General features: G+C 56.1%; 17 protein-coding genes and 1 tRNA gene. 12 read left to right on the forward strand and 6 right to left on the reverse strand.

The window, feature by feature from the left end:
- Positions 1 to 42 precede the first annotated feature (42 nt).
- The 4 genes from aldA to AC1Q6Y_RS17700 are packed head-to-tail and all read right to left on the reverse strand — an operon-like array spanning position 43 to position 4808.
- Complete coding sequence (gene aldA / locus AC1Q6Y_RS17685; RefSeq protein WP_492624884.1) at positions 43 to 1476, reverse strand: aldehyde dehydrogenase; 1434 nt, start codon at positions 1474 to 1476, stop codon at positions 43 to 45.
- Between the two features lie 19 nt (positions 1477 to 1495).
- On the reverse strand, positions 1496 to 2296 hold the full coding sequence (locus AC1Q6Y_RS17690) for an aldolase/citrate lyase family protein (RefSeq protein ID WP_492624885.1): 801 nt from the start codon (positions 2294 to 2296) through the stop codon (positions 1496 to 1498).
- Positions 2297 to 2310: 14 nt separating this feature from the next.
- Positions 2311 to 3495 carry an L-rhamnonate dehydratase gene (rhmD, locus tag AC1Q6Y_RS17695; RefSeq protein WP_008067008.1) on the reverse strand — a complete coding sequence of 395 codons (1185 nt, stop codon included), beginning with the start codon at positions 3493 to 3495 and terminating at the stop codon, positions 2311 to 2313.
- Positions 3496 to 3512: 17 nt separating this feature from the next.
- Positions 3513 to 4808 carry an MFS transporter gene (locus tag AC1Q6Y_RS17700; protein ID WP_090454238.1) on the reverse strand — a complete coding sequence of 432 codons (1296 nt, stop codon included), beginning with the start codon at positions 4806 to 4808 and terminating at the stop codon, positions 3513 to 3515.
- Positions 4809 to 4933: 125 nt separating this feature from the next.
- Between AC1Q6Y_RS17700 and AC1Q6Y_RS17705 the strand changes: the two genes are divergently transcribed.
- The 5 genes from AC1Q6Y_RS17705 (at position 4934) to AC1Q6Y_RS17725 (ending at position 11629) form a co-directional block, all read left to right on the forward strand.
- Positions 4934 to 5875: a LysR family transcriptional regulator gene (locus AC1Q6Y_RS17705; RefSeq protein WP_492624886.1), complete on the forward strand. Its 942-nt coding sequence runs from the start codon at positions 4934 to 4936 to the stop codon at positions 5873 to 5875.
- Positions 5876 to 6051: 176 nt separating this feature from the next.
- Positions 6052 to 8883, forward strand: a complete 2832-nt coding sequence (locus AC1Q6Y_RS17710) for a xanthine dehydrogenase family protein molybdopterin-binding subunit (protein WP_407515337.1) — start codon at positions 6052 to 6054, stop codon at positions 8881 to 8883.
- A complete protein-coding gene (locus AC1Q6Y_RS17715; protein WP_015095868.1) occupies positions 8876 to 9415 on the forward strand; it encodes a (2Fe-2S)-binding protein in 540 nt (179 codons plus the stop codon). Before AC1Q6Y_RS17710 ends, AC1Q6Y_RS17715 begins: the two co-directional genes overlap by 8 nt.
- A gap of 2 nt (positions 9416 to 9417) precedes the next feature.
- Positions 9418 to 10656, forward strand: coding sequence for a cytochrome c (locus AC1Q6Y_RS17720; protein ID WP_218496545.1), 1239 nt, complete (start codon positions 9418 to 9420; stop codon positions 10654 to 10656).
- Position 10657: 1 nt separating this feature from the next.
- Complete coding sequence (locus AC1Q6Y_RS17725; protein WP_492588566.1) at positions 10658 to 11629, forward strand: XdhC family protein; 972 nt, start codon at positions 10658 to 10660, stop codon at positions 11627 to 11629.
- 163 nt (positions 11630 to 11792) lie between these two features.
- Here the strand turns inward: AC1Q6Y_RS17725 and AC1Q6Y_RS17730 are convergent, their stop codons facing one another.
- Complete coding sequence (locus tag AC1Q6Y_RS17730; protein WP_492624887.1) at positions 11793 to 13076, reverse strand: NAD(P)/FAD-dependent oxidoreductase; 1284 nt, start codon at positions 13074 to 13076, stop codon at positions 11793 to 11795.
- Positions 13077 to 13259: 183 nt separating this feature from the next.
- On the opposite strand from AC1Q6Y_RS17730, the gene AC1Q6Y_RS17735 reads away from it, so the two are divergent.
- A tRNA-Val gene (locus AC1Q6Y_RS17735) sits at positions 13260 to 13336 on the forward strand.
- A 413-nt stretch (positions 13337 to 13749) separates the two neighbouring features.
- Here AC1Q6Y_RS17735 and AC1Q6Y_RS17740 read toward each other — a convergent pair.
- A complete protein-coding gene (locus tag AC1Q6Y_RS17740) occupies positions 13750 to 14427 on the reverse strand; it encodes a hypothetical protein (protein WP_492624888.1) in 678 nt (225 codons plus the stop codon).
- Between the two features lie 159 nt (positions 14428 to 14586).
- On the opposite strand from AC1Q6Y_RS17740, the gene AC1Q6Y_RS17745 reads away from it, so the two are divergent.
- From AC1Q6Y_RS17745 to AC1Q6Y_RS17770, 6 genes are all read left to right on the forward strand, one after another.
- Positions 14587 to 15255, forward strand: coding sequence for a hypothetical protein (locus AC1Q6Y_RS17745; RefSeq protein ID WP_492624889.1), 669 nt, complete (start codon positions 14587 to 14589; stop codon positions 15253 to 15255).
- 189 nt (positions 15256 to 15444) lie between these two features.
- On the forward strand, positions 15445 to 15900 hold the full coding sequence (locus AC1Q6Y_RS17750; RefSeq protein ID WP_492624890.1) for a hypothetical protein: 456 nt from the start codon (positions 15445 to 15447) through the stop codon (positions 15898 to 15900).
- A gap of 238 nt (positions 15901 to 16138) precedes the next feature.
- Positions 16139 to 16393 carry a hypothetical protein gene (locus AC1Q6Y_RS17755; protein WP_492624891.1) on the forward strand — a complete coding sequence of 85 codons (255 nt, stop codon included), beginning with the start codon at positions 16139 to 16141 and terminating at the stop codon, positions 16391 to 16393.
- 970 nt (positions 16394 to 17363) lie between these two features.
- Positions 17364 to 18461, forward strand: a complete 1098-nt coding sequence (locus AC1Q6Y_RS17760; RefSeq protein ID WP_492624892.1) for a DUF6575 domain-containing protein — start codon at positions 17364 to 17366, stop codon at positions 18459 to 18461.
- Between the two features lie 134 nt (positions 18462 to 18595).
- Entirely contained in the window at positions 18596 to 19276 is a 681-nt protein-coding gene (locus tag AC1Q6Y_RS17765; protein ID WP_492624893.1) for a hypothetical protein, read from the forward strand.
- 177 nt (positions 19277 to 19453) lie between these two features.
- Positions 19454 to 21205 carry a P-loop NTPase fold protein gene (locus tag AC1Q6Y_RS17770; RefSeq protein ID WP_492624894.1) on the forward strand — a complete coding sequence of 584 codons (1752 nt, stop codon included), beginning with the start codon at positions 19454 to 19456 and terminating at the stop codon, positions 21203 to 21205.
- Positions 21206 to 21565 lie beyond the last annotated feature (360 nt).

Below are 21565 nucleotides of genomic sequence, written 5' to 3' on the forward strand. Positions count from 1 at the left end.
AGCGAGCAAGCACGCTCCTGCTCGGTTGTTGGTTTTCGGCAATCAGCCTTGCAAATACACCGCATGAGTATGGGTGTACTCATACAGCCCATGCTTGCCATCCGCGCCACCAATACCCGATTTACGCACGCCGGCGTGGAAGCCCTGCATCGCTTCGAAGTTCTCGCGATTGACGTAGGTTTCGCCAAAATCCAGTTCACGCATGGCCTGCAGGGTTTTGCTCAGGTCGCGGGTGTAGATAGATGAAGTCAGGCCATAGTCGCAGTCGTTGGCCAGGGCGATGGCTTCGTCCAGGTCGTCGATTATCTGGATCGGCAGCACTGGGCCGAAAATCTCTTCGCGCATGATCTCCATGTCGGCGCGGCAACCGGCAAGTACCGTGGGCTGGAAGTGGAAGCCATTGGGCAGGTCGGCCATCCGCCCGCCGCTGATCAGGCTTGCGCCCTGGCTCAACGCGGTGCGGACTTTGCGATTGACGCTGTCCAGCCCCTGGCGGTTGATCAGCGGACCCATCTCCACGTCGGGCTGGGCAATCGGGTCGCCATAACGGGTCGCGCTCATGGCCGCTGCGATGCGTTCGATAAATTGATCCGCCACCTTGCGTTCGACGTACACCCGCTCGGCACAGTTGCACACCTGCCCGCTGTTTATGATGCGCGAATCGCGGATCGCCCTGACCGCCAGGTCGAGGTCCGCATCCGCCAGCACAATGGCCGGTGCCTTGCCGCCCAGTTCCAGGTTGAGCTTGGTGATGTTCGGTGCGGCGGCAGCCATGATCCGCGAGCCGGTGTCGACGCTGCCGGTGAAGCTGATCATGTCCACGCCCTTGTGCGAACTCAGGGCGGCGCCGACCTTCCCGTCGCCACAGACCACGTTGAATACGCCGGGCGGCAGGTCGGTTTCGGCCACCAGTCGGGCGAATTCGAAGCAGTTGTTCGGGGTTTCTTCACTGGGCTTGATGACGATGGTGTTGCCGGTCAGCAGGGCCGGGGCCATCTTGCGGGCAATCAGGAAGAAGGGAAAATTCCACGGCAGGATCCCGGCCACCACGCCCAGTGGTTTGCGGAACAGGAAGATGTTTTCGTTCTGGCGGTCGCTGGTGATGATTTCACCTTCGATGCGCCGGGCCCATTCGGCCATGTAGTCGAGGTAGTCGGCGGTGAAATTGACTTCGACTTCCGCCAGCCCGCTGATCTTGCCTTGTTCCAGAGTGATGGTGCGCGCCAGGTGCGCGACGTTTTCCCGCAGTTTGGCAGCGATCCGGCGCAAGTAACCGGCGCGATCATTGGCCGGTTTGCGCGCCCAGCCTTTCTGGGCGGCACGGGCGGCGGCGAGGGCGCGCTCGACGTCCTCGGCGGTCGAGGCCGGGACTTTCGACAGCACGGCGCCGGTGGCCGGGTTGATAACATCGAGATGGGCAGCGCTGGCCACGAACTGGCCGTCGATGAAGTTTTCGTAAACAGGCACGGATGACATGGTGCGACTCCTTGGCAGATCAGTAAGTGCGTGACGGCGCTTGAGTGGCAGCGGGTTCGCGGTAGCGGGCGAGGGTGGCCATGGCACCTTGGCGCAGCAGGCTGATGTCGATGGCCACTGCAATGAACTGGCAGCCCCAGCGCTGGTAGCGGCGGGCGTCTTCTTCGTTGGGGGCGAGGATGCCGCAGGCCTTGCCGGCTGCCAGTGTGGCGTTCACGGCGTATTGAATCCGCTCCTGGACTTCCGGATGGCCGGGGTTGCCGGCGTGGCCCAGGCCGATCGACAAATCCGCCGGGCCGATAAACACCGCATCCACACCCTCGATGGCGGCAATCGCTGCGACGTTTTCCACACCGGTGCGCGATTCCACCTGCACGATCAGGCACAGTTGTTCATGGGCGGTATTCAGGTAGTCCGGCACGCCGTCCCAGCGGGTGGCGCGGGTCAGGCCGCCGCCGACTCCGCGAATACCGTGGGGCGGGTAGCGCATGGCGCGCACCAGTGCCTGTGCCTGCGCGGCGGTTTCGACCATCGGGATCATCAGCGTCTGTGCGCCGATGTCCAGCAGTTGCTTGATCAGGTTGGCATCGCCATTCACTGCGCGCACCACTGGCGCGGTCGAGTAAGGCGCCACGGCCTGCAACTGAGCGAGTACCCCGGGCACGGTGTTGGGCGCGTGCTCGCCATCGATCAGCATCCAGTCGTAACCGGTGGTGGCGACGATCTCGGCGGCGTAGCCGGTGGCGAACCCGGCCCAGATGCCATATTGGGTCGCTGAGCTGTTCAGCGCGGCCTTGAACGCGTTGTGCGGCATGTTCATGTCGAACTCCTTTCTCAGCGGTTATACGGCCGATGCAGTTGGCATTCGGGGTTGAGGGTCACGCCGAAACCTGGCTGGTCGAGCGCGGACAGGCGCATGCGGCCATTGACCGGCACCGGTTCGCCGAGCAATTGCGGGTGGAACATCGGCACCACTTCGTCGGCCTTCGGCGCCATCATCAGGAACTCGGCGAACGGGCTGTTATGCCGGGTGGCGACGAAGTGGTAGCTGTACACCGAAGAGCCGTGAGGGATGACCAGCGCGTTGTGGGCATCGGCCAGGGCCGAGATCTTCACCAGTTCAGTGATCCCGCCGCACCAGCCGACATCCGGCTGGATGATGTCGCAGCAGCCCATCTCCAGCAGCATACGGAAGCCCCAGCGGGTGGCTTCGTGTTCGCCGGTGGTCACCAGCATGCCCTTGGGCACGTTGTTGCGCAGGGCCGCGTAGCCCCAGTAGTCGTCCGGCGGCAGGGCTTCTTCGATCCATTTCAAGCCGTATTCGTGGGCGCCAACCGCCAGTTTGGTGGCGTAGTTGAGGTCCAGGCTCATCCAGCAATCGAGCATCAGCCAGAAGTCCGGGCCGACACGCTCGCGCATGGTCGCCAGTTCTTCGAGGTTCTTGCGCAGGCCTTCCTCACCTTCGGCGGGGCCGTGGTGCAGCGGCATCTTGCCGCCGATGAAGCCCATTTTCTGCGCCAGGTCCGGACGGGCGCCGGTGGCGTAGAACTGCAACTCGTCGCGCACCGCACCGCCGAGCAACTGATGCACGGGCTCCTGGCGGATCTTGCCGAGCAAGTCCCACAGCGCCAGGTCGACGCCGGAGATAGTGTTGATGACGATGCCCTTGCGCCCGTAATACAGGGTCGACTGGTACATCTGATCCCAGATTTTTTCGATGTCGGTGACCCGGGCGCCTTCAAGGAAGCGCGCCAGGTGTTTCTCGACGATGTACGCGGCAGGTTCGCCACCGGTGGTCACGGCAAAACCGACGGTGCCGTCGCTGGCTTCGATTTCCACCACCAGGGTGCCGAGTACGTTGATGCCGAAGGTGCGGCGGCTCTGGCGGTACTCCGGGTATTTGCTCATCGGCGTGGCGATGTGATCGTCGATCCAGTGGCCGTCGGCCTGGTCGTGATAATCCGCGCCGCCGCCTCGCAGAGTGAAAGCGCGGACGTGTTTGATGGTTGGAATGCCCATGGTGTGACTCCTCAGGTTTAAACGGTGGCCGGTTTGTTCGAGGCTTTATGGCCGGGCGCGCGTATGCCCAGCACCAGCAACGCGGCGATGACGGTGGTAGCGGCCAGCACGTACAAGCCTGCTGCCGGTGAGTGGAAGGCGCCCTCGGCCCAGTTCTTCAGCACCGGGGCGATGAAGCCACCGAGAGCGCCGAACGAGTTGATCAGGGCGATCCCGGCCGCAGCGGCGCTACCGGCGAGGTAGCTGGAGGGGAAGGTCCAGAACACCGGTTGCACGGCGATGAAGCCGGAGGCGGCGAAGCACAGGGCGATGATCCCCAGCAGCGGGTTGCTGAAGGTCACCGAGCAGGCGATCCCGGCGGCGGCCATGAGCAAGGTCAGGCACGCGGTGCGGCGGCGTTCGCCGGTGCGGTCGCTGTAACCGGGAATCAGGTAGGCGGCGATCAATGCGCAGATCCAGGGGATCGCTGTCACCAGGCCGACCATCAGCCCGACCTTGGTCCCCAGCAGTCCTCCGACCTGGCTCGGTAGATAAAACACCACGCCATAGACGCTGGCCTGGATCAGCAGGTAAATCAGGCACAGGTACAGCACCGAGGGTTGGCAGATCACGTTGAGCAGGCTGCGGCCGTGGTTCTGTTTATGGCTGTCTTCCTGATCGAGCAGGCTTTGCACTTGTTGGCGTTCCTCGACGGTCAGCCACTTGGCGTCGGCCGGGCGGTTGTCCAGATACCAGTAGGCCCAGATGCCCACAGCCGTCGCCATCAGGCCTTCAACGGCAAACAGCCATTGCCAGCCGTGGAAGCCGGCGAAGCCGTCCAGCTCCAGCAGCAGGCCGGACAGCGGGCTGCCGAAGATGAAGGCCAGCGGTGCACCGAAATAGAAGAAACCCATGGCCTTGCCGCGCACGGCGCTGGGGAACCAGTAGGTGAGGTAGAGGATCACGCCGGGGAAGAAGCCGGCTTCGGCCACGCCCAGCAGGAAGCGCAGGATGTAGAAGCTGGTTTCTGTGTGGGCGAAGACCATGGCGGCGGAGACCAGCCCCCAGGTGACCATGATCCGGCACATCCACAGGCGGGCGCCGACGCGGTGCAGGATCAGGTTGCTCGGCACTTCAAGCAACGCGTAACCCACGAAAAACACCCCGGCACCGAAGGCGAAGGCGGCATCGCTGATATTGGTGTCGGCTTGAAAGGCTTGTTTGGCGAACCCGACGTTGGCGCGGTCGAGGAAGGCCATGATGTACATCAGCAGGAGAAACGGGAGTAGCCGCCAGGAAATTTTGGCGAGCAGAGGCGCGGGTAGAGTCTTCATCGCAGTTTTCCTTTGGTAGGGCATTTGTTCTTATGGGGAAGACTGTACGGCCGCTGATCGATGCGTTACAAATCGAATCTAGCTCACAACTGATACCTTCAGGGTATCGATAAAAAAGGCCCGTCATGACCACGCCGATCATCTCCCGCAGCCTGATCAATCGCCTGCGTTACAAGCATCTGCACATGTTGGTGACGCTCAGCAGCAGCCAGAACCTGCACCGCGCTTCGCAAAGCCTGAACATGTCGCAACCGGCGGCAACCCGCATGCTCCATGAGATTGAAGACATGTTCGGCTGCGATCTGTTCGAACGCCTGCCGCGGGGGATGCGCCCGACAGCGTTGGGCCAGGAGCTGATTCGCTTTGCCGAGTCGGCCCTCAGTGGCCTCGACCGTTGTGCCGAGGATCTGATGGCGCGGCAGCTGGGCGGCTACGGCTATCTGTCGATCGGTACCATCATGGGCGCGGCGCCGGGCCTGGTGATGGATTCGATTGCTGAAATCAAGTCGCTCAATCCGCAGCTGCGGATCCGCATCATGGGCGACACCAGCGACCAGGTGATCCAGTTGCTGGAACAGGGTCGCATCGACCTTGCCATCGCCCGGCGCAATGCCGCCACCGACAGTGAGCATTACGTCTTCGAGCAACTGGGTAACGAACGCTTGCTGGTGGTGGTGCACGCCGGCCACCCGCTGGCGCGACGCAAAAAACTGGAGATGGCGGAGCTGGTCAGCGGTTGGCCGTGGATCCTGCAACCGGAAACCAGTCCGGCGCGCATCGGTCTGGATCAGGCGTTGCAGCGCCTGGCGTTGCCGTTGCCGGCAGACATCATCGAATGCAGTTCGGTGTACTCCATGCAGCAACTGATTCAGCTGACCGACGCGATCATGGTCCTGTCGGAAACCGCATTGCGCGACTATCTTAAAATGGGCCTGGTGGTGGCGCTGCCGGTGGAACTGGATGTGCAGATGGCGCCCTTCGGGTTGTTGTTGCGCAAGGGCGAGCACATCAGCCGGGAGTTGGGGTTGTTCATCGATCTGCTGCGACGAAAAGCCGCGGTTTTTTGATTTCTTGGTCAGTTTTTAGTTTTCCGCGAAGGCATAAGCCTATAAACTTAACCTTTCGGTCAGCTTTGCACTGTCAACAACAGCCCTTTGTATCGTCGAAAAGGGCTTCTGCAAGACTCGAGATTTCCAGAACATAACCAGAAGGGCGGACCCCATAACCGCCCAGAGGATGATCCATGTCCAACCGTGATATATCCCGGCGCTCGTTCCTTCAGGGCGGGCTGGTAGCGGGTGTGAGCGTGACGCTCACGCCATTGAGCAGCCAGGCGCTGGCCGCCTTGATGGAAAACAGCGTGACCGTGCCGTCCGAGCAGTGGCTCGGCAACAATGGCAAGGCGCGCGCCCGTAACGATGCCTTGTCCAAGGTCTGCGGCAGCAAGGTCTTTGCCCGCGACATCCGCGCCAAGGACATGCCGGGCTGGCCGCAGCAGCAAGGCCACGCCATGCTGCTCAAAACTATCAAGGCCGACCACATCTTTGCAGGCATCGACCTGTCGTGGCTCGGTGCCGAGTTGCAACCGGACCGCATCGTCACCGCCGAAGACCTGGTCAAGGACGGTATCGTGTTCCCCGAGGAGCACGCCCCGGATCCGCTGTTGCCGGCCGGCAAGGTGCCGATGTTCATCGGCCACCCGGTGGCGATCCTGATCTGGAACGACTTCGAGCGCTTCCGTCAGGCCAAGAACCAACTCAAATTCAATGACAAGGCGATTCGTTACGGTGCCCAGGTGCCGTTCTACGAAGGCGATCCGTACGGCAGCTTCCGCTACGTGCGCGTCGGCGGCGCGACCTCGGCGGACGAAGACGAATTCGCCAGCCTCAAGGATTCGATTCTGTTCCCGATGCTGAAAAACCGTCGTCCGGTGTGGAACTCCCAGCCGAATCTGCACGGCAACTTGACCGAGCGCGGGTTGTTCTACGCCGAGCGCATGAAGCAGCAGATCGATGCGCCGCCGGACAACTGGCTGGTGTTCGACGAGCGCTACAAGACCCCGTCGATCGAACCGGCCGCCCTCGAGCCGGACAACGGCAACGGCTGGTACGACCCGGCCACCAAGACCCTGCATTTCGTGGTGGCGACACAGTGCCCACTGGAAACCGCGACCGAAACCGCGAAGATGATCGCGCCGTCGCGTTTCGGCCTGGCCAACCTGAACATGCACCCGGGTTACACCGTCGGTTACGGCTCGAAAGATCACAACATTTTCGTCTACTATGCAGCGCTGGCGGCGTTGTATGGCGCCGGAGTGCCGGTACGCCTGGCCAACGACCGCTACGAGCAGTTCCAGAGCGGCATCAAGCGTCACCCGTTCGACATCCGCTACCAATTGGCGGTGGACAAGAACGACCACAGCTTCAAGATTTTCCGCTCCGAGATGAGCGTCGACGGTGGCGGGCGGATCAACTACAGCCCGTCGGTGGCTGCGGTGGGCGCCACGGCGGCACAGTCGATCTACTACATGCCGCAGAACGATCTGCAGGTCACGGCTTATCACTCCCGCGCCGTTGAAGCCGGGTCGATGCGTGGCTACGGCACCCTGCAAAGCATGGCGGCGACCGAGATGATGGTCGACGAAATCGCCGGTCGCCTCGGTGTCGATGCCATTGAGCTGCGTCGCAAGAACGCACTGCGCTCGGGCATGAAAAACACCCAGGGCGCGATCCCGGCCGGTGCCTTGCGCCTGCACGAGATTCTCGACAAGGCCGCGGTTCACGAAGTCTGGAAAAACCGCGAGGCGATCAAGAAACAACGCGAAGCCGCCGATCCGGACAACTGGTACGGGGTGGGTTTCGCCATCTGCCAGAAAGACTTCGGTACCGGTTCCGAAGCGCCGATGGCCAGCATTGAATTCACTGCCGAAGGTCGCATCAGCCTGCGCCACATCGGTATCGAAATCGGCACCGGCATGTCCACCTCCCAGGCCATGGTCGTGGCCGATTTCCTCGGTGTTCCGGCGCACGAAGTGAAGACCGGCGAAACCGAATGGAAAGAGTTGCAGCTGGTCAGTGGCGGCAACCCGTACATCATGAGCCAGGCCGAGCAGGACAACTTCCTGCGCAATCCGCGCTGGGTCGGCAAGGTCGCTTCGGCTTCGTCGGCCACCAACTCGGCGTACTACTTCAGCCACGCGACCCGTGAAGCGGCGCGCGTGCTGTTCAACCACGGCCTGTGGCCGGCGGCGCTGGAAATCTGGCGACAAGGCCCTTACGGCGGTCAGGCCAACCCTTACGTGGTGCGCCGCGAAGACGCCCATTGGGTCGACGGCAAGCTCACGGCCAACGGTATGGAGCCACTGCCATTCGCCATGCTGGCCAAGCGCGTTCACGAGCGCGGCCTGGTGAGCGGCGCCACCGTGCACGGTTTCAACCGCTGGAGCTGGGCCGAGGCCGAGTTCAGCATCGACGGCGTGCGTGAGCGCTTGCCGCTCGACGGTCTGGCCGTGAAGTACGGCGACGGTGCACCGAAGGCGAAGAAGGCGCAGATGAACAGCGCCGGTTTCCATCTACTGGATCGGCAGGGCATCGCCTACCCGGCGACCCAGTTGAACAACGCGGCGGTGACTTACTACAGCCCGGTCGCGACGCTGGTGGAAGTGAAGGTCAACAAGGGTTCGAACGAGGTGTCGGTGCTCAACCACCATTCGTGGGTCGAGTGCGGTCGGGTGCTGGTGGAAGAACTGGTCAGGGGCCAGCTCGAAGGCGGGATCGCCATGGGCATCGGCCATGCGCTGATGGAAGAGATGCCGTTGTACGAAGGCGGGCCGGGGGAGGGTGACTGGAACTTCAACCGTTACCGCTTGCCGATGGCGCGTCACGTCGCGGTGTGGAAACAGACCGCGGAAATCCTGCCGCCATTGTCGCCGAGCGACCCGTCCAAGGGCATCGCCGAGGTGGTGATGATCCCGGTGGTCGGTGCCATCGGTAACGCCGTGGCCCATGCCATCGGTAAACGTGTCCGCGACCTGCCTATCACTTCTGCACGCATCAAGGAGGCCCTCAATGGCTAACCGTCCGCTTCAACTGACCCTCAACGGTCAATCCGTCGGCCCGGTGGACATCCCTGATGACCTGCCGATGATCGACTACCTGCACGAATACAAGAACCTCACCGGTTCGCGCCTGGGCTGCGGCCAGGGCATCTGCCACGCCTGCGTGGTGATTGTCGACAACCCGGACGGCACCAGTGAAGAAGTGCGCACTTGCATCACCGGCGCGCACTATTTCGAAGGCAAGAAGGTTCGGACCATCGAAGGCCATGCGACCTGCGACGAGCAGGGCAAGGTCACCGAGCTGAACCCGATCCAGCAGCGCTTCGTCGACGAGTTCGCCTTCCAGTGCAGCTACTGCGCGCCGGGCTTCGTGAATGCCGCGACCGTGCTGGTGGAAAAGCTGCAGCGTCAGCCCATCGTCAAAAGCCAGCTGGAAAAAGTCATCGAGGACAGCCTCGGTCATCACATCTGCCGTTGCACCGGGTACGTGCGCTACTACAGCGCCACCCGCAACGTGCTGACCGATCTCGGCCTGGTCAAGGAGGGTTAAGCATGAAGCTTCTACTTAGCCGCCTGGCGTTGGCGGTTGGTCTGGCTGCGCCTGTGGTGGCAGCTCACGCCGATGATGCGCAGGTCAAGCAAGGCGAGTACCTCGCCCGCGCCGCCGACTGCATGGCGTGCCACACCGCACCGGGTGGCGCGCCGTACGCGGGCGGCCTGCCGATCGTGTCGCCGTTCGGCACGATCTACGGCACCAACATCACCCCGAGCAAAGAGCACGGTATCGGTCTGTACAACGATGACGAGTTCTTCGCCGCGCTGACCGAAGGCAAGCGCCGTGATGGCGCGAACCTGTATCCGGCGATGCCCTACACCTCGTATCACCTGATCCCGCGTGCAGATTCCGACGCGATTCATGCCTACCTGAAAACCGTCGAGCCGATCGAACGCGCGGCACCGGTCACCAGCCTGAGCTTCCCGTTCAACGTGCGCCTGGGCCTGATGGGCTGGAACATGATGTACGGCAAGGACGTGAAGCTGGAACCGGCTGAAGGCAAAAGCGAAGCCTGGAAGCGCGGTCAGTACATGGTCGACGTGCTGGGGCACTGTGGCGAGTGCCACACCCCGCGCGGCCTGCCCGGTGCTATGCAGATGGACAAACGCATGACCGGCGGCATTCTCAATGGTTATCTGGCACCGAGCCTGCTGGCCACTGACTTGGCGGCCCGTGGCTGGAATCATCAGGACCTGAGCTCGTTCCTCAAACACGGCATGAGCGCCCAGGGCACGATGTTCAACGAGATGTTCCCGGTGTTCCACAACAGCACCCAGGGCCTCAGCGATCCGGATCTGGCGGCGATGGCGACTTTCCTGCTCGGCGATCAGCCGCCTGCGGCGAAAGTGCTCGTCGAAGTGCCGTTGGACAAACTGAGCCCGAGTGCCCAGCGTGGCCGTCAGGAATATTTGAATGTCTGCGCCGGTTGCCATGCGCCGGGCGGTGAGGGCAAACCGCACATCGCCGTCGCCATGCGCGGCAACACCACGCTGCGCCTGGAAGATCCGCGCAACCTAGTGCGGGTGATCGACGACGGTATCGGTGAGCAGAAGTTCTCCGGATTCGAACACATGCAACCGATGCCAGGGTTTGTCGATAAGCTGAATGACGAACAACTCACGGACCTGCTGAACTACCTGCGTCAGGGCTGGGGTGGTCAGCCGAATGATCTGGCAGTGAACGACGTGCAGAAGTTGCGGGCCGATGCGCCGCCGCTCGAGCACAAGGCCCACTGATATGCAGCATCTGGATCTGCAAGTGGTGCGTCGGGCGCTGGAGTGGTCGGCGGCCGGTCAGCGCATCTGGCTGTGTACGGTGCTGGCCACTTACGGCTCGGCACCGCGCGCACCGGGTTCGCTGCTGGCGGTGAACGCTGATGGGCACTGGATTGGCTCGCTGTCCGGTGGCTGTGTCGAGGAAGACTTTCTCGAACGAGTCGCCGAGGGCGCGTTTCTGGAGCCAGTTTGCGTTGTTCGTTACGGCGAAGGCGACGATCCACGCTCACGCGTCAGCCTGCCCTGTGGCGGGGTGCTGGATGTACTGGTCGAGAAGCTTGATGCCGATTGCGAGGTACAAGCGCATCTGCGGGAGCTGGAGTCGGCGCTGTTGGGCCGACGTCGGTTGATCCGCGAAGTGGATCTGCAAAGTGGTGTGCGCAGCCTGTTCGATGATCGTGAGCAGGGTGTGCGTATCGAGCGTGAAATCGACCGGGTGCGTGTACGCGTCGGCGCGGCCCAGCGCTTGCTGCTGGCGGGGTATTCCAGTGTCGCCCAGGCCTGTGCGGAGTTTGCCGTGGGGCTTGGGTTCGAGGTGATTCTGTGTGACCCGCGGGACGAAGTGCTCGAAGGCGTCGTGCTGGAAAATGTGGAGATTCGCCGTCAACTGCCGTCGGTGTTCATCGCTGACGGCGGTTGCCACAGCGACACGGCGGTGGTGGCGTTGACCCACGATCCACGTATCGACGATTTGGCGATGATGGAGGCAGTGCGCACCGACGCGTTTTACATCGGTGTGATGGGCTCCATGCAGACCTCGCAAAAGCGCTTCGAGCGGTTGCGGCGCATCGGTGGTCTGGGGGATGTCGAGTTGGGGCGGATTCATGCTCCCATCGGGCTGAACCTGGGCAGCAAGACGCCGGCAGAGATCGCGCTGGCGGTACTGGCCGATATCTTGCGGATTCGAAGCGGTATCCCACGAGATCGTCTCTAACCCCCAAAACCTGTGGGAGCGGGTGTACGCAACATCTGCGGGTATTCAAAAAATCATTGTGGGAGCGAGCTTGCTCGCGATGAGGTCGTAACATCCAACACATTCGTTGGCTGCCAGACCGATATCGCGAGCAGGCTCGCTCCCACAATGTATTGCGTGTCGCTTAGTACCCGAACTTGTCCCGCAATCCGTAATACCACGCACCCAATGCCGCAAACGGTGTGCGCAGCAACTGGCCGCCGGGGAACGGGTAGTGGGGCAGGTCGGCAAAGGCGTCAAAACGCTCGGCCTGGCCGCGCAGGGCTTCGGCCAGCACCTTGCCCGCCAGGTGCGTGTAGGTCACGCCATGGCCGCTGCAGCCCTGGGAATAGTAGATGTTGTCGCCCAGGCGTCCGACCTGGGGCAGGCGCGACAGGGTCAGCAGGAAGTTGCCCGTCCACGCGTAATCGATCTTCACGTCCTTGAGCTGCGGGAAGGCCTTGAGCATCTTCGGCCGGATGATCGCTTCGATGTTCGCCGGATCCCGCGCGCCATACACCACGCCACCACCGAAAATCAGACGCTTGTCGCCGCTGAGGCGGTAGTAGTCGAGCAGGTAATTGCAGTCTTCGACGCAGTAATCCTGAGGCAGCAATGTCTTGGCCAGTTCTTCACCCAGTGGCTCGGTAGTAATCACCTGCGTGCCGCAAGGCATCGACTTGGCGGCCAGTTCCGGCACCAGATTGCCCAGATAAGCGTTGCCGGCGACGATGATGAATTTGGCCCGGACCTTACCCTGCGGTGTATGCACCACCGGGCTGGCGCCGCGCTCGATGCGTATGGCCGGCGACTGCTCATAAATTGTCCCGCCCAGGGACTCGACCGCCGCCGCTTCACCCAGCGCCAGGTTAAGCGGATGGATATGACCGCCACTCATGTCGAGCATCCCGCCGACGTATTGATCGCAAGCCACCACTTCGCGGATGCGGCGTTGATCCATCAACTCAAGCTGAGTGTGCCCGAAACGCTCCCACAGGCGCTTCTGGGATTCGAGATGACCCATCTGCTTGGTGGTCATCGCGGCGAACACGCCACCGTCCTTCAAGTCACACTGAATGTTGTACCTGGCGACCCGATCACGAATGATTCGCCCACCCTCGAACGCCATCTGCCCCAGCAACTGAGCCTGCTTGGGACCGACCGTGCGCTCGATGACATCGATATCGCGGCTATAGCTGTTAACGATCTGGCCGCCATTACGCCCGGACGCCCCGAAACCCACCCTGGCCGCCTCGAGCACCGTGACCTTGAAACCGTTCTCCAGCAGAAACAGGGCAGAGGACAGCCCCGTATAACCGGCGCCAATCACACAGACATCGGTCTCCACGTCATCCTGCAACGCCGGGCGCGGTGGAACCGCATTGGCCGATGCGGCGTAATAGGATTCTGGGTAGGGAGTGTTAGCCATCCGACAGCCTCTGTTTAATATATTTTACGAGTGCGTTGATCCTACCCGAGTTGAAAATCGCCCGCCAGCACCCGGAAAATCTTCTTTGTACGGGCAAAATTAAATATTTTGCATATTCATAGGGTTAGCGCGAAAAAAGGTGTTGACACCCCTCCGGAATTCCGTAGAATGCCGCCTCACAGCAGGCACGTAGCTCAGTTGGTTAGAGCACCACCTTGACATGGTGGGGGTCGTTGGTTCGAGTCCAATCGCGCCTACCAAACAAAATCCGCTCTGCTGGGCGGTCTAGAAGGGCTCACCGAAAGGTGGGCCCTTTTTTGTTGTCTGGATTTCATGCAGAACGTTCACAAAATATAGGGTTCGTTCACACTGGGCAATGTGAACGCCTACAAGACCTGTTTTGACCTGTGATTCTTCTATATGTCGCAGGAGGGGAGTGGGGTGTTGTGTTGTCGAGAGGTCTTGGTGAGCGTGTGATGTGATGGCGGCTAGCCACAGCGGTGACGTTGTGTGCCGGGGTGTGGCTGGCGGGGTCGCCACCTATCTCTAAATCCTTGATTTTACAAGGATTTATCAGTCAAAAAAACTCAAAGTGTGACAGCGTTTAGGTACACCTAAGTGGTGCAGCCTTGGCGACAATTATCTTGTGTGCATCTAAAACCCAAACGAGCTATCAGGCGGCATCCGTAAGGTAAAGGCGATTGAGTGATCGGCCACAGGAGACAAGCGAATTCTGTAGCTCTACAGTCCCCTCCAGTACTTCCCGAACCCAGCACGCCGGATGATGTTTGCCTTTGTGATCAAACCCGCGAATCTTGCCACCCCGGTTTTCATCGATGAACGAAAAGGATGCGTTGTGGGTAATGAGTTGTCGATGCTTAACAGTGTTCATAAAAGCGTTTATATATTCAAACCAGTGCGACGAGACAGCAGAGTTCAATTGGTCTTTGAGTTGTCCGATTGGGAGTGCGTTGATTACTTGGTGGATGTAGAAATTACCCTTGCAGGGAGTGGGTACTACAAGACCGTTCACTAGTTGACCAAAGCTATCAAACGAATTGCGCGTTATGCCGATACAAGCTATTAGGTTGGCTTCGCTCTCAATCCCTGCTCGCCACAGAATGTCTTCATCCTCGACACAGCCAAATGCATGCTTGGCGAACTCCACCCCGCTCGGGTCATTTTTAACGTCGAAAGCCGCAAACGCATCACGAGCAAGGCATTTGTGGTAATCGTAGATGTGACGAGAGCGGCCTAGTGAGTTGGCAATCTCAACCATCAGCTCCGCATCCTTCGGACAGTCTGCGATGATGTAATCTCTCAGTTCTTTGATATTCCACGCACTGGACAAAGCGTTCTCCTACGCTGATAGACTTCGCTAAGTTTAACGCATCCGCATTCGGCGTATGATTGCCTTTCAAGTGAGTAACAGGCTGTCAATGCACGATTGGGCATCATCCCTGCGATTCAGTAGGGTCCCTCGTCAATTTCAGCACCATCAGGTGGCACCTTGAAACCTCTATACAAGTACCTTTCTTCCAAGTATCTGGACGGGTTCGTCGGCAGAGGCGAGGTGCTTTTTCGCTCGCTTTCGTATTACAGCAACTACGAGGAAATGCAGGTTCGCGGTGATCCGCATGAAGGCAAGCGAGTATTCAAGCCGGTGGGTGGCCTCGAACTGACGAACACAACAACTGGCAAAACATCGCAATTCCACGGGACGTTCGAATCAACCGTTCGTGACCGTGAAATCTTCGTCTTCTGTATGAGTAAGGTGTTCTCGCCTGAGCTGGCAAGGGAGTTCAAATCTGATGTCTGCGTTGAGATTGCAGAGCCTGCATACCTGATTGCTCAAATCCGGTCAGCACTGCGGCTTCGCAAATGGGTGAAACAAGGCCGTTTGTTGCACGACTCGGTGGACTACTACTCGCCGGAAACAGAGCCTCTGGCTGAGTGGGCGGTGCCTGAACGGATGGTTATGCGGAAGACGACCAATTACATCGATCAGGCAGAGTACCGACTTGCCTTCGCTCGTGGGAATGCGCTTCAGGTCGAGAACGTGGTCACTCAGATTAAGACAGGCGAAGACTTCAGCCAGCCCACGCTGGACGGACACCCCCAGCACATTCTCAAAGTGGGCAGCCTAAAGAGGCTGTGTAAGGTACATCGCTTCGAATAGGACTGAGTGACATCCAAGAAGCCTACCCTTGCGAATGACCAGATCGCTTTACACAGAATCCATGCCCCTTCAGCCGGACTCAAATACATACGGATTCGCCTCCAAGGCAAACCAGTGACGTGATGGCAGGCAGCCACAGCAGCCGGTAACATGCCTTGCAAAATGCCTAGCTTCTATTGAGGGATGTCCATGAGTTTTGTAATCCCGACCCTGATCGGAGTTGTTGTTTTCCTGCTCGGACAATACGTACTCAAGATGGTGATTGAGCCCGTACAAGCGTTCAGAGCCGCACTAGCTCGGCTTTCCAATACAATTCTTAGGCATCAAGCCAAGATTACCAATGCAGCCGTCGATGATGAGTTGTCGGGAAAAATATCTGATCATTCGGCAGAGATAGTCTCCGCTGCTGCCACGATCATGTTCTACCGTACAGCGAGATTGCTCTTCCGCTTACCCAAGAAAACCGGAATCACCGTAGCAGCACGAAGCCTGAACCACATCGCCTATTCACTAAATGTGAACGCGAGAGAGTGGGAGGCAAGCCCGGCGTTCAATGGTGCAAAACCTGATCATGTGCGATACGTGTATGACGCGTTGACGGTGATACACCAGCAACTTGGTATCAAGACCAGTTACGAAGACTAGCTAGGTGACTTCAGAAAGACCGCTCTCCACACAACCCCATGTCCCGTTTCTGACGGACTTTGCATGGGGTGGGGGGGATCTGTACGCCAGCCAGAAAAATAATGACGGGGCTCACTCTGCGTGACGCACTGACATCCAGCGAAGATGGGCATTGTCCACGCAGGGTGAGCGGCTGGGATTGTAGTTGTCGGGTCATCCCTCGTCAGGGGCAAGGTCGAAGCGCACAAGGAGCTCCACAATGAAAATGCTATTTGCAATAGTGCTGCTACTGGGAAGCGCATCGGCGACTGCCGCTACGTTTGACGGTTACGAGTGCACCGACGACTGCTCAGGGCATCAGGCGGGGTATGACTGGGCTGAGCAAAACGATGTTGACGACGAATCGTCATGTAGCACGCCGTCAGCATCATTCAATCAAGGGTGTGAGTCCTACGTCGATGAGAACGCTGCCTCTGTGTCTGATGAAGAGGATGATGAGGAAGAGGACGAGTAATCAAGACCGCTTTCTACGAAAGCCACCGCACCCGGTGTGCTCAGCCCAATACGGGGCGTGGGACGGTTGTCTCAACCCCGACTTCATGAGGCAATGTTCGGAAGATATCGATAACATCTGGAAGGAATGGCTTGCGGCAGCGGAAATCGATGTGCACCAAATGATCACCCACGGTGAGTACGGCATTACCCTGATAAAAGAGCCTTTTATCTTCGGTGGGTGACTGATCGTCAGGGGGAGAGAAACCGCTCACACACCTACCTGAAACTGTGTGGCAATTGATGTCCAATCGCGTGGTGGCGATGGTAAAAATCCCCAGCGGTATGGCGACATTGCTCGACCAGATGAACATGTGAGAGGTTTTGTTCCGCCATTAAATCGACCCAGCACATCTGCTCAGTCAATAGTCGATTGGTATGGTTCTTTCACTGCGACTCGTCCGATAGATCTGGTGTTTGAGCGAGCTTTCTAACGTGTGTTATTTGTGAAATGATGGCGCGATGATATTTGACGCAGAATTTTGACGCGTAAAAAGGACTTTCATGTCGTATACGTATAGTGCTCAATTAACTGAGTTATGTACAAATGGCTTCCAGTGCCCGCCTCTAGGATCTGTTCCAACTCAAAGGGATGCTTGGAGGTGGGTCGCCAACCCGGTGAGCACACAGTGCTTTGCTCCTGTCGGTATCCGCAATCCGCCAAGACTGCTCAAGGCAACCGATCCAGCTGAAAAGTGCTCATGCTGGGGTTTATCCATGCATTGCTCCTACGATCAGAGCGTTAGCGCATTTCAGGGTGTCCAAAAGAGCTTCCCTAAAGCCCGAAAAATCTTCGGCGGGTATGCCGCAAACGTATCAATAACCCCGGCGGACGGTGCATGTACCTCGGTTGATCGCTACGGTCATTTCGATTTACACCCATTTGCGGCAGGTGCTGTGCAGAACAGCATATCGGCCTTGAGAGCCATACCATGACCTTTCCTCGAATCGTTGGTCCAAAGATCGAACCAAAAGTTCTTTCTAAGCACTCTTGGAATGCTGACCTTATCGAGTTCGAAGGGCCATTACTAAGTTTGTACAAAGGGGAGTTTGGTAACGATTTATTGTATGCATGGTTGGACTGCACTGAAACCCGAAATAGATGGTGTGTAATTCCAATTCAACGAAAGTCGCTGAGGGATTATCTTGAGCAAGAAAAAACTCTTCTTGCGGTGTATCAAGAGTCCGAGTGGCTAATTATTTTTCATACCGGATCAATCCCCAATAGAAGAAACTCAATACAGCAAACAACGTGGCAAAACCTACCTCAAGAATATTTGCCTGACCAAGATTCATATTTGGTCCCAGCGATTGCAACTCAAGCTGCCGCAAAACTGGCCGAAGAAGTTAGCGAAGAGTATTTTTTGGGTCTTGATGGAGATATGTATATTGACGACATATCAGTCATCCCGAAAACCTACCAGCAGTTGTATTCATTTCACTACGGCTTAGAGCACTTGGATCGTAGTGCTGTAAGGGGTGCTCTGAGTCGCTTGGCCGGCAGTTGGACAGGGGGGTTTAGCGCAGTACATCTGTTCACGGGTCTCAATGCTGTGACTCCCTCGATACACCGAGCGCAAGTTACTGAAATGCGCTTTAACTCGCCGGGACATATAAAGCTCGACCTGCTGCCAGAACTCGCCAGACGGATTGAAATATCCGCATTGCAGGTCCAAAACGATGATTCTTATATTGCTCTCGAACAATATTATGCAGGTGTTTATAGATACTTCAAGGATAATAGGATCTCTGGATTCGATGATGAGCGCAACCCTGCTATTGCAAATCTAACTCCAGAAGTGACAACTCGTCTCAATGAACTAATTGAGTTCTTTTTTCGACTGATGCAATGGGAAGACTATAGAGCGTCTTTTGCATATCTGAATGTGGACCCCCTACACCAACTTCGAGTTCTACTTGCCTACTATAGACGACTAAGAAAGTTACGACCTTATCTGATTACTGGAAGGCTGTTTTTAGGTGAGTCGAGGCTTATAGATCCAGATGCCATTCAAAATTCCGCGCCATGAAACTGAGCATAAGTCTCATGCTAGATAGAAAATAAACTCGATCCTTTCGAGTCCAGCAGTATTAGTTGGCTTTGTCAGTTGATCAATGATGGGTTTATGAAATTTGCGCATGGGACTAAGTTTAAAGGATTGCCATGACAGAAAAAGCTGACATGACTGTAGATGAATTCAGAAGTGCTATGGACGATGATGCAGGGTTCAAGTCCAAGCGCAGAGCCTTAATGTTTGTCTCACTATTGTTGCTGGCTCTAGTTGTAAGCGGGGCGGAAATCAAGGAGGCTAATACCTTTATATTTAAGATAGAATTTACAAATCATGTTGGCTTGAGATATTTATTGGTGCTCGCCGTGCTGTCCTGTATGTTTAGGTACTATGCTTATTCGGAAAAGTATCATACTCAACTATTTAATTTTTGGTCGGGGAGATTGCTAAATGATAGAGAGGTTTTCTACTATGATCAGGAAGCCGAGTCGGCAGGAGGCTTGCTAGGGAAGAAGATTAATGTTTATGGTGGCGATGAGCCTGGAATAGAATGCCCTATATATAAGAAGACAGGATTTTTAAAGAGGAGTATTGGATATCCATCAACAAGAACACATGATTACTATGGGGAATACAGTTGCACTGAATATATTGAGTTAAATGTATATAGTAAGGGTTGGAGTAAGGCGGAGTTTCGCAAGCTGTTGCGTGCCGAGATGAGATATAGGATAGAGGCTTGGATTAAATATCGAGAGACGCTTGATCTTGTCTCACCTTATTTGCTCGCGTTTAGTTCTCTAGTAGTGTTCATATTCAAATATTTCAATCCGTAACTTTATTGGTGAATGTTCACGCATGTAGTTTTTCCCGTATGCCTGAATCTTAGTTGGATATAACTGTTCAAACGCGTGGCGAAATCGGTGAAGACAACAATGGATGTTGGTCTAACGGATTTAATCGGGACCGACTTCAGGAGACACCCTACAAATTGGTAAGTACTGAGGTTCTGCATGTCTATTGCTCAAGTTGAAAAGGCTCTTACTGATTTTGCTGTTCACAAAACAGGTTCTGCAATAGTTCTTAAAGGGGAGTGGGGTACTGGAAAAACCCATCTCTGGAATAAAGTTATCAAGAATCAACGTGGGTCATTTGTTCGTAAGACGTATTCTTATGTCTCATTGTTTGGTCTTAATTCCTTATCTGACCTAAAGCGGTCTATTTTTGAAAACTCCGTTCCTACCGACAAGGCGGGAAGCGTGACCACCAAAGAATCTGTTATTGAAAACATAAAAAAACTTGAATTCAGTGACGCAACTGGTGTGTGGCGAAAAATATTCAGTCAAGGAAAAGAAGCTAAAATTCCATTCGTTGGTGGTTTTGGCGGGATAATTGATTCAATTCAATATGCACTGGTTAAAGATACCATCATCTGCATTGACGACTTTGAACGCCGTGGTAATGCCTTGTCGGCTCGGGATGTCCTTGGTCTAATCTCTAATCTGATCGAGTCAAAAGATTGCTCAGTCATCCTGATCCTGAATGAAGGATCGTTGCAGAAAGACGATGAGTTCTTCACATTCAGTGAAAAAGTGTTCGATTACGAGGTCAGATATGCACCGACCTTGGATGAAGCTGCGAGCGTAGTTTTCAGCACCACTGAACTGTACGAAAAGAAAATCGTGGAGAACATTAAGAAGCTAGAAATGAACAACATTAGGTTGTTGCGTAAAGTTAGATATTTCGCCAACCTAATCAAACCTTATGTAGATGGCAAGCCTGATGAAATCCTCGATGATTCAACGAAACTTATCCCACTAGCAATCTATGCAAAATACTCAGGTTCTGAAAAAGTAGTTAATATTGAAGACTTGGAAAAGTATAAGGGCGGATGGTCTCTACTTCCGACAGATAATAAAGAACTGACTGCTGAGCAGAAAGCTATTGCAGACAAAAAATTTGCAAAGGATAATTTTTTTCGCGAGTACGGGTATGGTGAAGCCGACGACTTCACGAAAGAGATCATAAAGCTTGTCAAAAATGGTTATGCCGATTCGAATTCTTTAATACCACTTATTGACTCCATTGTTGACACTGTCGAAAAGAACCAGAGACGAAAAATAGTCAGTGACGCTTGGAACGTATTTCATTATGACCTGTCGCTTCCTGATGCAGACCTATTGGACCTGTTCGAAAAAGCCGTTATTGAATCTGGTGATGCCGCAAGTCCTTATGAGATTGATGGTATTCTTGAAATATTCACTGCTGCTGGTTTAGAAGAACGTGGCAGGTCAATTGTTGACGAATACTTTAAAGTTCTTGGTGCAAACCGCTCTATTGCTCATCGAAATGACATGTACAAACTACCTCAAAATCCGTATGTAACTGAGAAGCTTGAACAGTATTTTCAAGATGCAAGCAAGGTTTGGAGTCTCGATGAGCTTGTTGATAGTTTTCATGGAAAGAGAATCCCGGACGAAGAACTCGAATTACTCAGTGCTTACACCGTTGACCAGTTTTATGCTTATTTCAAGGCATTAGGCTCGCTCAAGTTCGTGAACTATGCACGATCGTTGCTCGCTCTTGGTTCTATAACTCGACTGCCCGGTTCTGAAAAGCACTATGACACTGTGTTTCTAAAAGTATTTGAGGCACTGAAACGCATGTATGATGAATCGCCGTTGATGGCGTTGAGAATGAACAAGTTTATGGATTATCAAGAATTGTACGATCATAAAATTAATCCCGCACAGCAGGTTGATTAATCAAAATAACGGCGGTCAATCGTTTTTCGTAGCTTTTGGATTAATTCCAATTAGGACTTTGCGGTGTACTGTATCCCCCTCAGATATTCATCTCATGCATTTGACCGCCGAAGTTGGTTGGACTGGGTGACCTTGAGTGAACATTGTGAACACCTTGAATACTGTGAACACCCAACCATGTATTTTTCAGAATCGGGAAAACCAAGTCGAATCCGTATGTTCACTGACCAGAATCCGGTGGTGGTTATCTCTGGATATTGATCCGACATAATTAATGCCACGGACTTTCAGACATGCCGCCCGGCGAAGTTGTTCATGAAATCCCCCTGAGTCTTCCCATGATCGCGTATAGGCTGCTTT

The organism is Pseudomonas sp. GW823-FHT06E10 (assembly GCF_058794995.1).

What these genes read in the sequence shown, in the direction of transcription:
- rhmD (WP_008067008.1), bottom strand. Translation starts at nt 3,495, where the DNA reads ATGGGCATTCCAACCATCAAACACGTCCGCGCTTTCACTCTGCGAGGC.
- AC1Q6Y_RS17730 (WP_492624887.1), bottom strand. Translation starts at nt 13,076, where the DNA reads ATGGCTAACACTCCCTACCCAGAATCCTATTACGCCGCATCGGCCAAT.
- AC1Q6Y_RS17765 (WP_492624893.1), top strand. Translation starts at nt 18,596, where the DNA reads ATGACAGAAAAAGCTGACATGACTGTAGATGAATTCAGAAGTGCTATG.
- AC1Q6Y_RS17755 (WP_492624891.1), top strand. Translation starts at nt 16,139, where the DNA reads ATGAAAATGCTATTTGCAATAGTGCTGCTACTGGGAAGCGCATCGGCG.
- AC1Q6Y_RS17705 (WP_492624886.1), top strand. Translation starts at nt 4,934, where the DNA reads ATGACCACGCCGATCATCTCCCGCAGCCTGATCAATCGCCTGCGTTAC.
- AC1Q6Y_RS17710 (WP_407515337.1), top strand. Translation starts at nt 6,052, where the DNA reads ATGTCCAACCGTGATATATCCCGGCGCTCGTTCCTTCAGGGCGGGCTG.
- AC1Q6Y_RS17720 (WP_218496545.1), top strand. Translation starts at nt 9,418, where the DNA reads ATGAAGCTTCTACTTAGCCGCCTGGCGTTGGCGGTTGGTCTGGCTGCG.
- AC1Q6Y_RS17690 (WP_492624885.1), bottom strand. Translation starts at nt 2,296, where the DNA reads ATGAACATGCCGCACAACGCGTTCAAGGCCGCGCTGAACAGCTCAGCG.
- AC1Q6Y_RS17700 (WP_090454238.1), bottom strand. Translation starts at nt 4,808, where the DNA reads ATGAAGACTCTACCCGCGCCTCTGCTCGCCAAAATTTCCTGGCGGCTA.
- AC1Q6Y_RS17750 (WP_492624890.1), top strand. Translation starts at nt 15,445, where the DNA reads ATGAGTTTTGTAATCCCGACCCTGATCGGAGTTGTTGTTTTCCTGCTC.
- AC1Q6Y_RS17770 (WP_492624894.1), top strand. Translation starts at nt 19,454, where the DNA reads ATGTCTATTGCTCAAGTTGAAAAGGCTCTTACTGATTTTGCTGTTCAC.
- AC1Q6Y_RS17715 (WP_015095868.1), top strand. Translation starts at nt 8,876, where the DNA reads ATGGCTAACCGTCCGCTTCAACTGACCCTCAACGGTCAATCCGTCGGC.
- AC1Q6Y_RS17760 (WP_492624892.1), top strand. Translation starts at nt 17,364, where the DNA reads ATGACCTTTCCTCGAATCGTTGGTCCAAAGATCGAACCAAAAGTTCTT.
- AC1Q6Y_RS17725 (WP_492588566.1), top strand. Translation starts at nt 10,658, where the DNA reads ATGCAGCATCTGGATCTGCAAGTGGTGCGTCGGGCGCTGGAGTGGTCG.
- aldA (WP_492624884.1), bottom strand. Translation starts at nt 1,476, where the DNA reads ATGTCATCCGTGCCTGTTTACGAAAACTTCATCGACGGCCAGTTCGTG.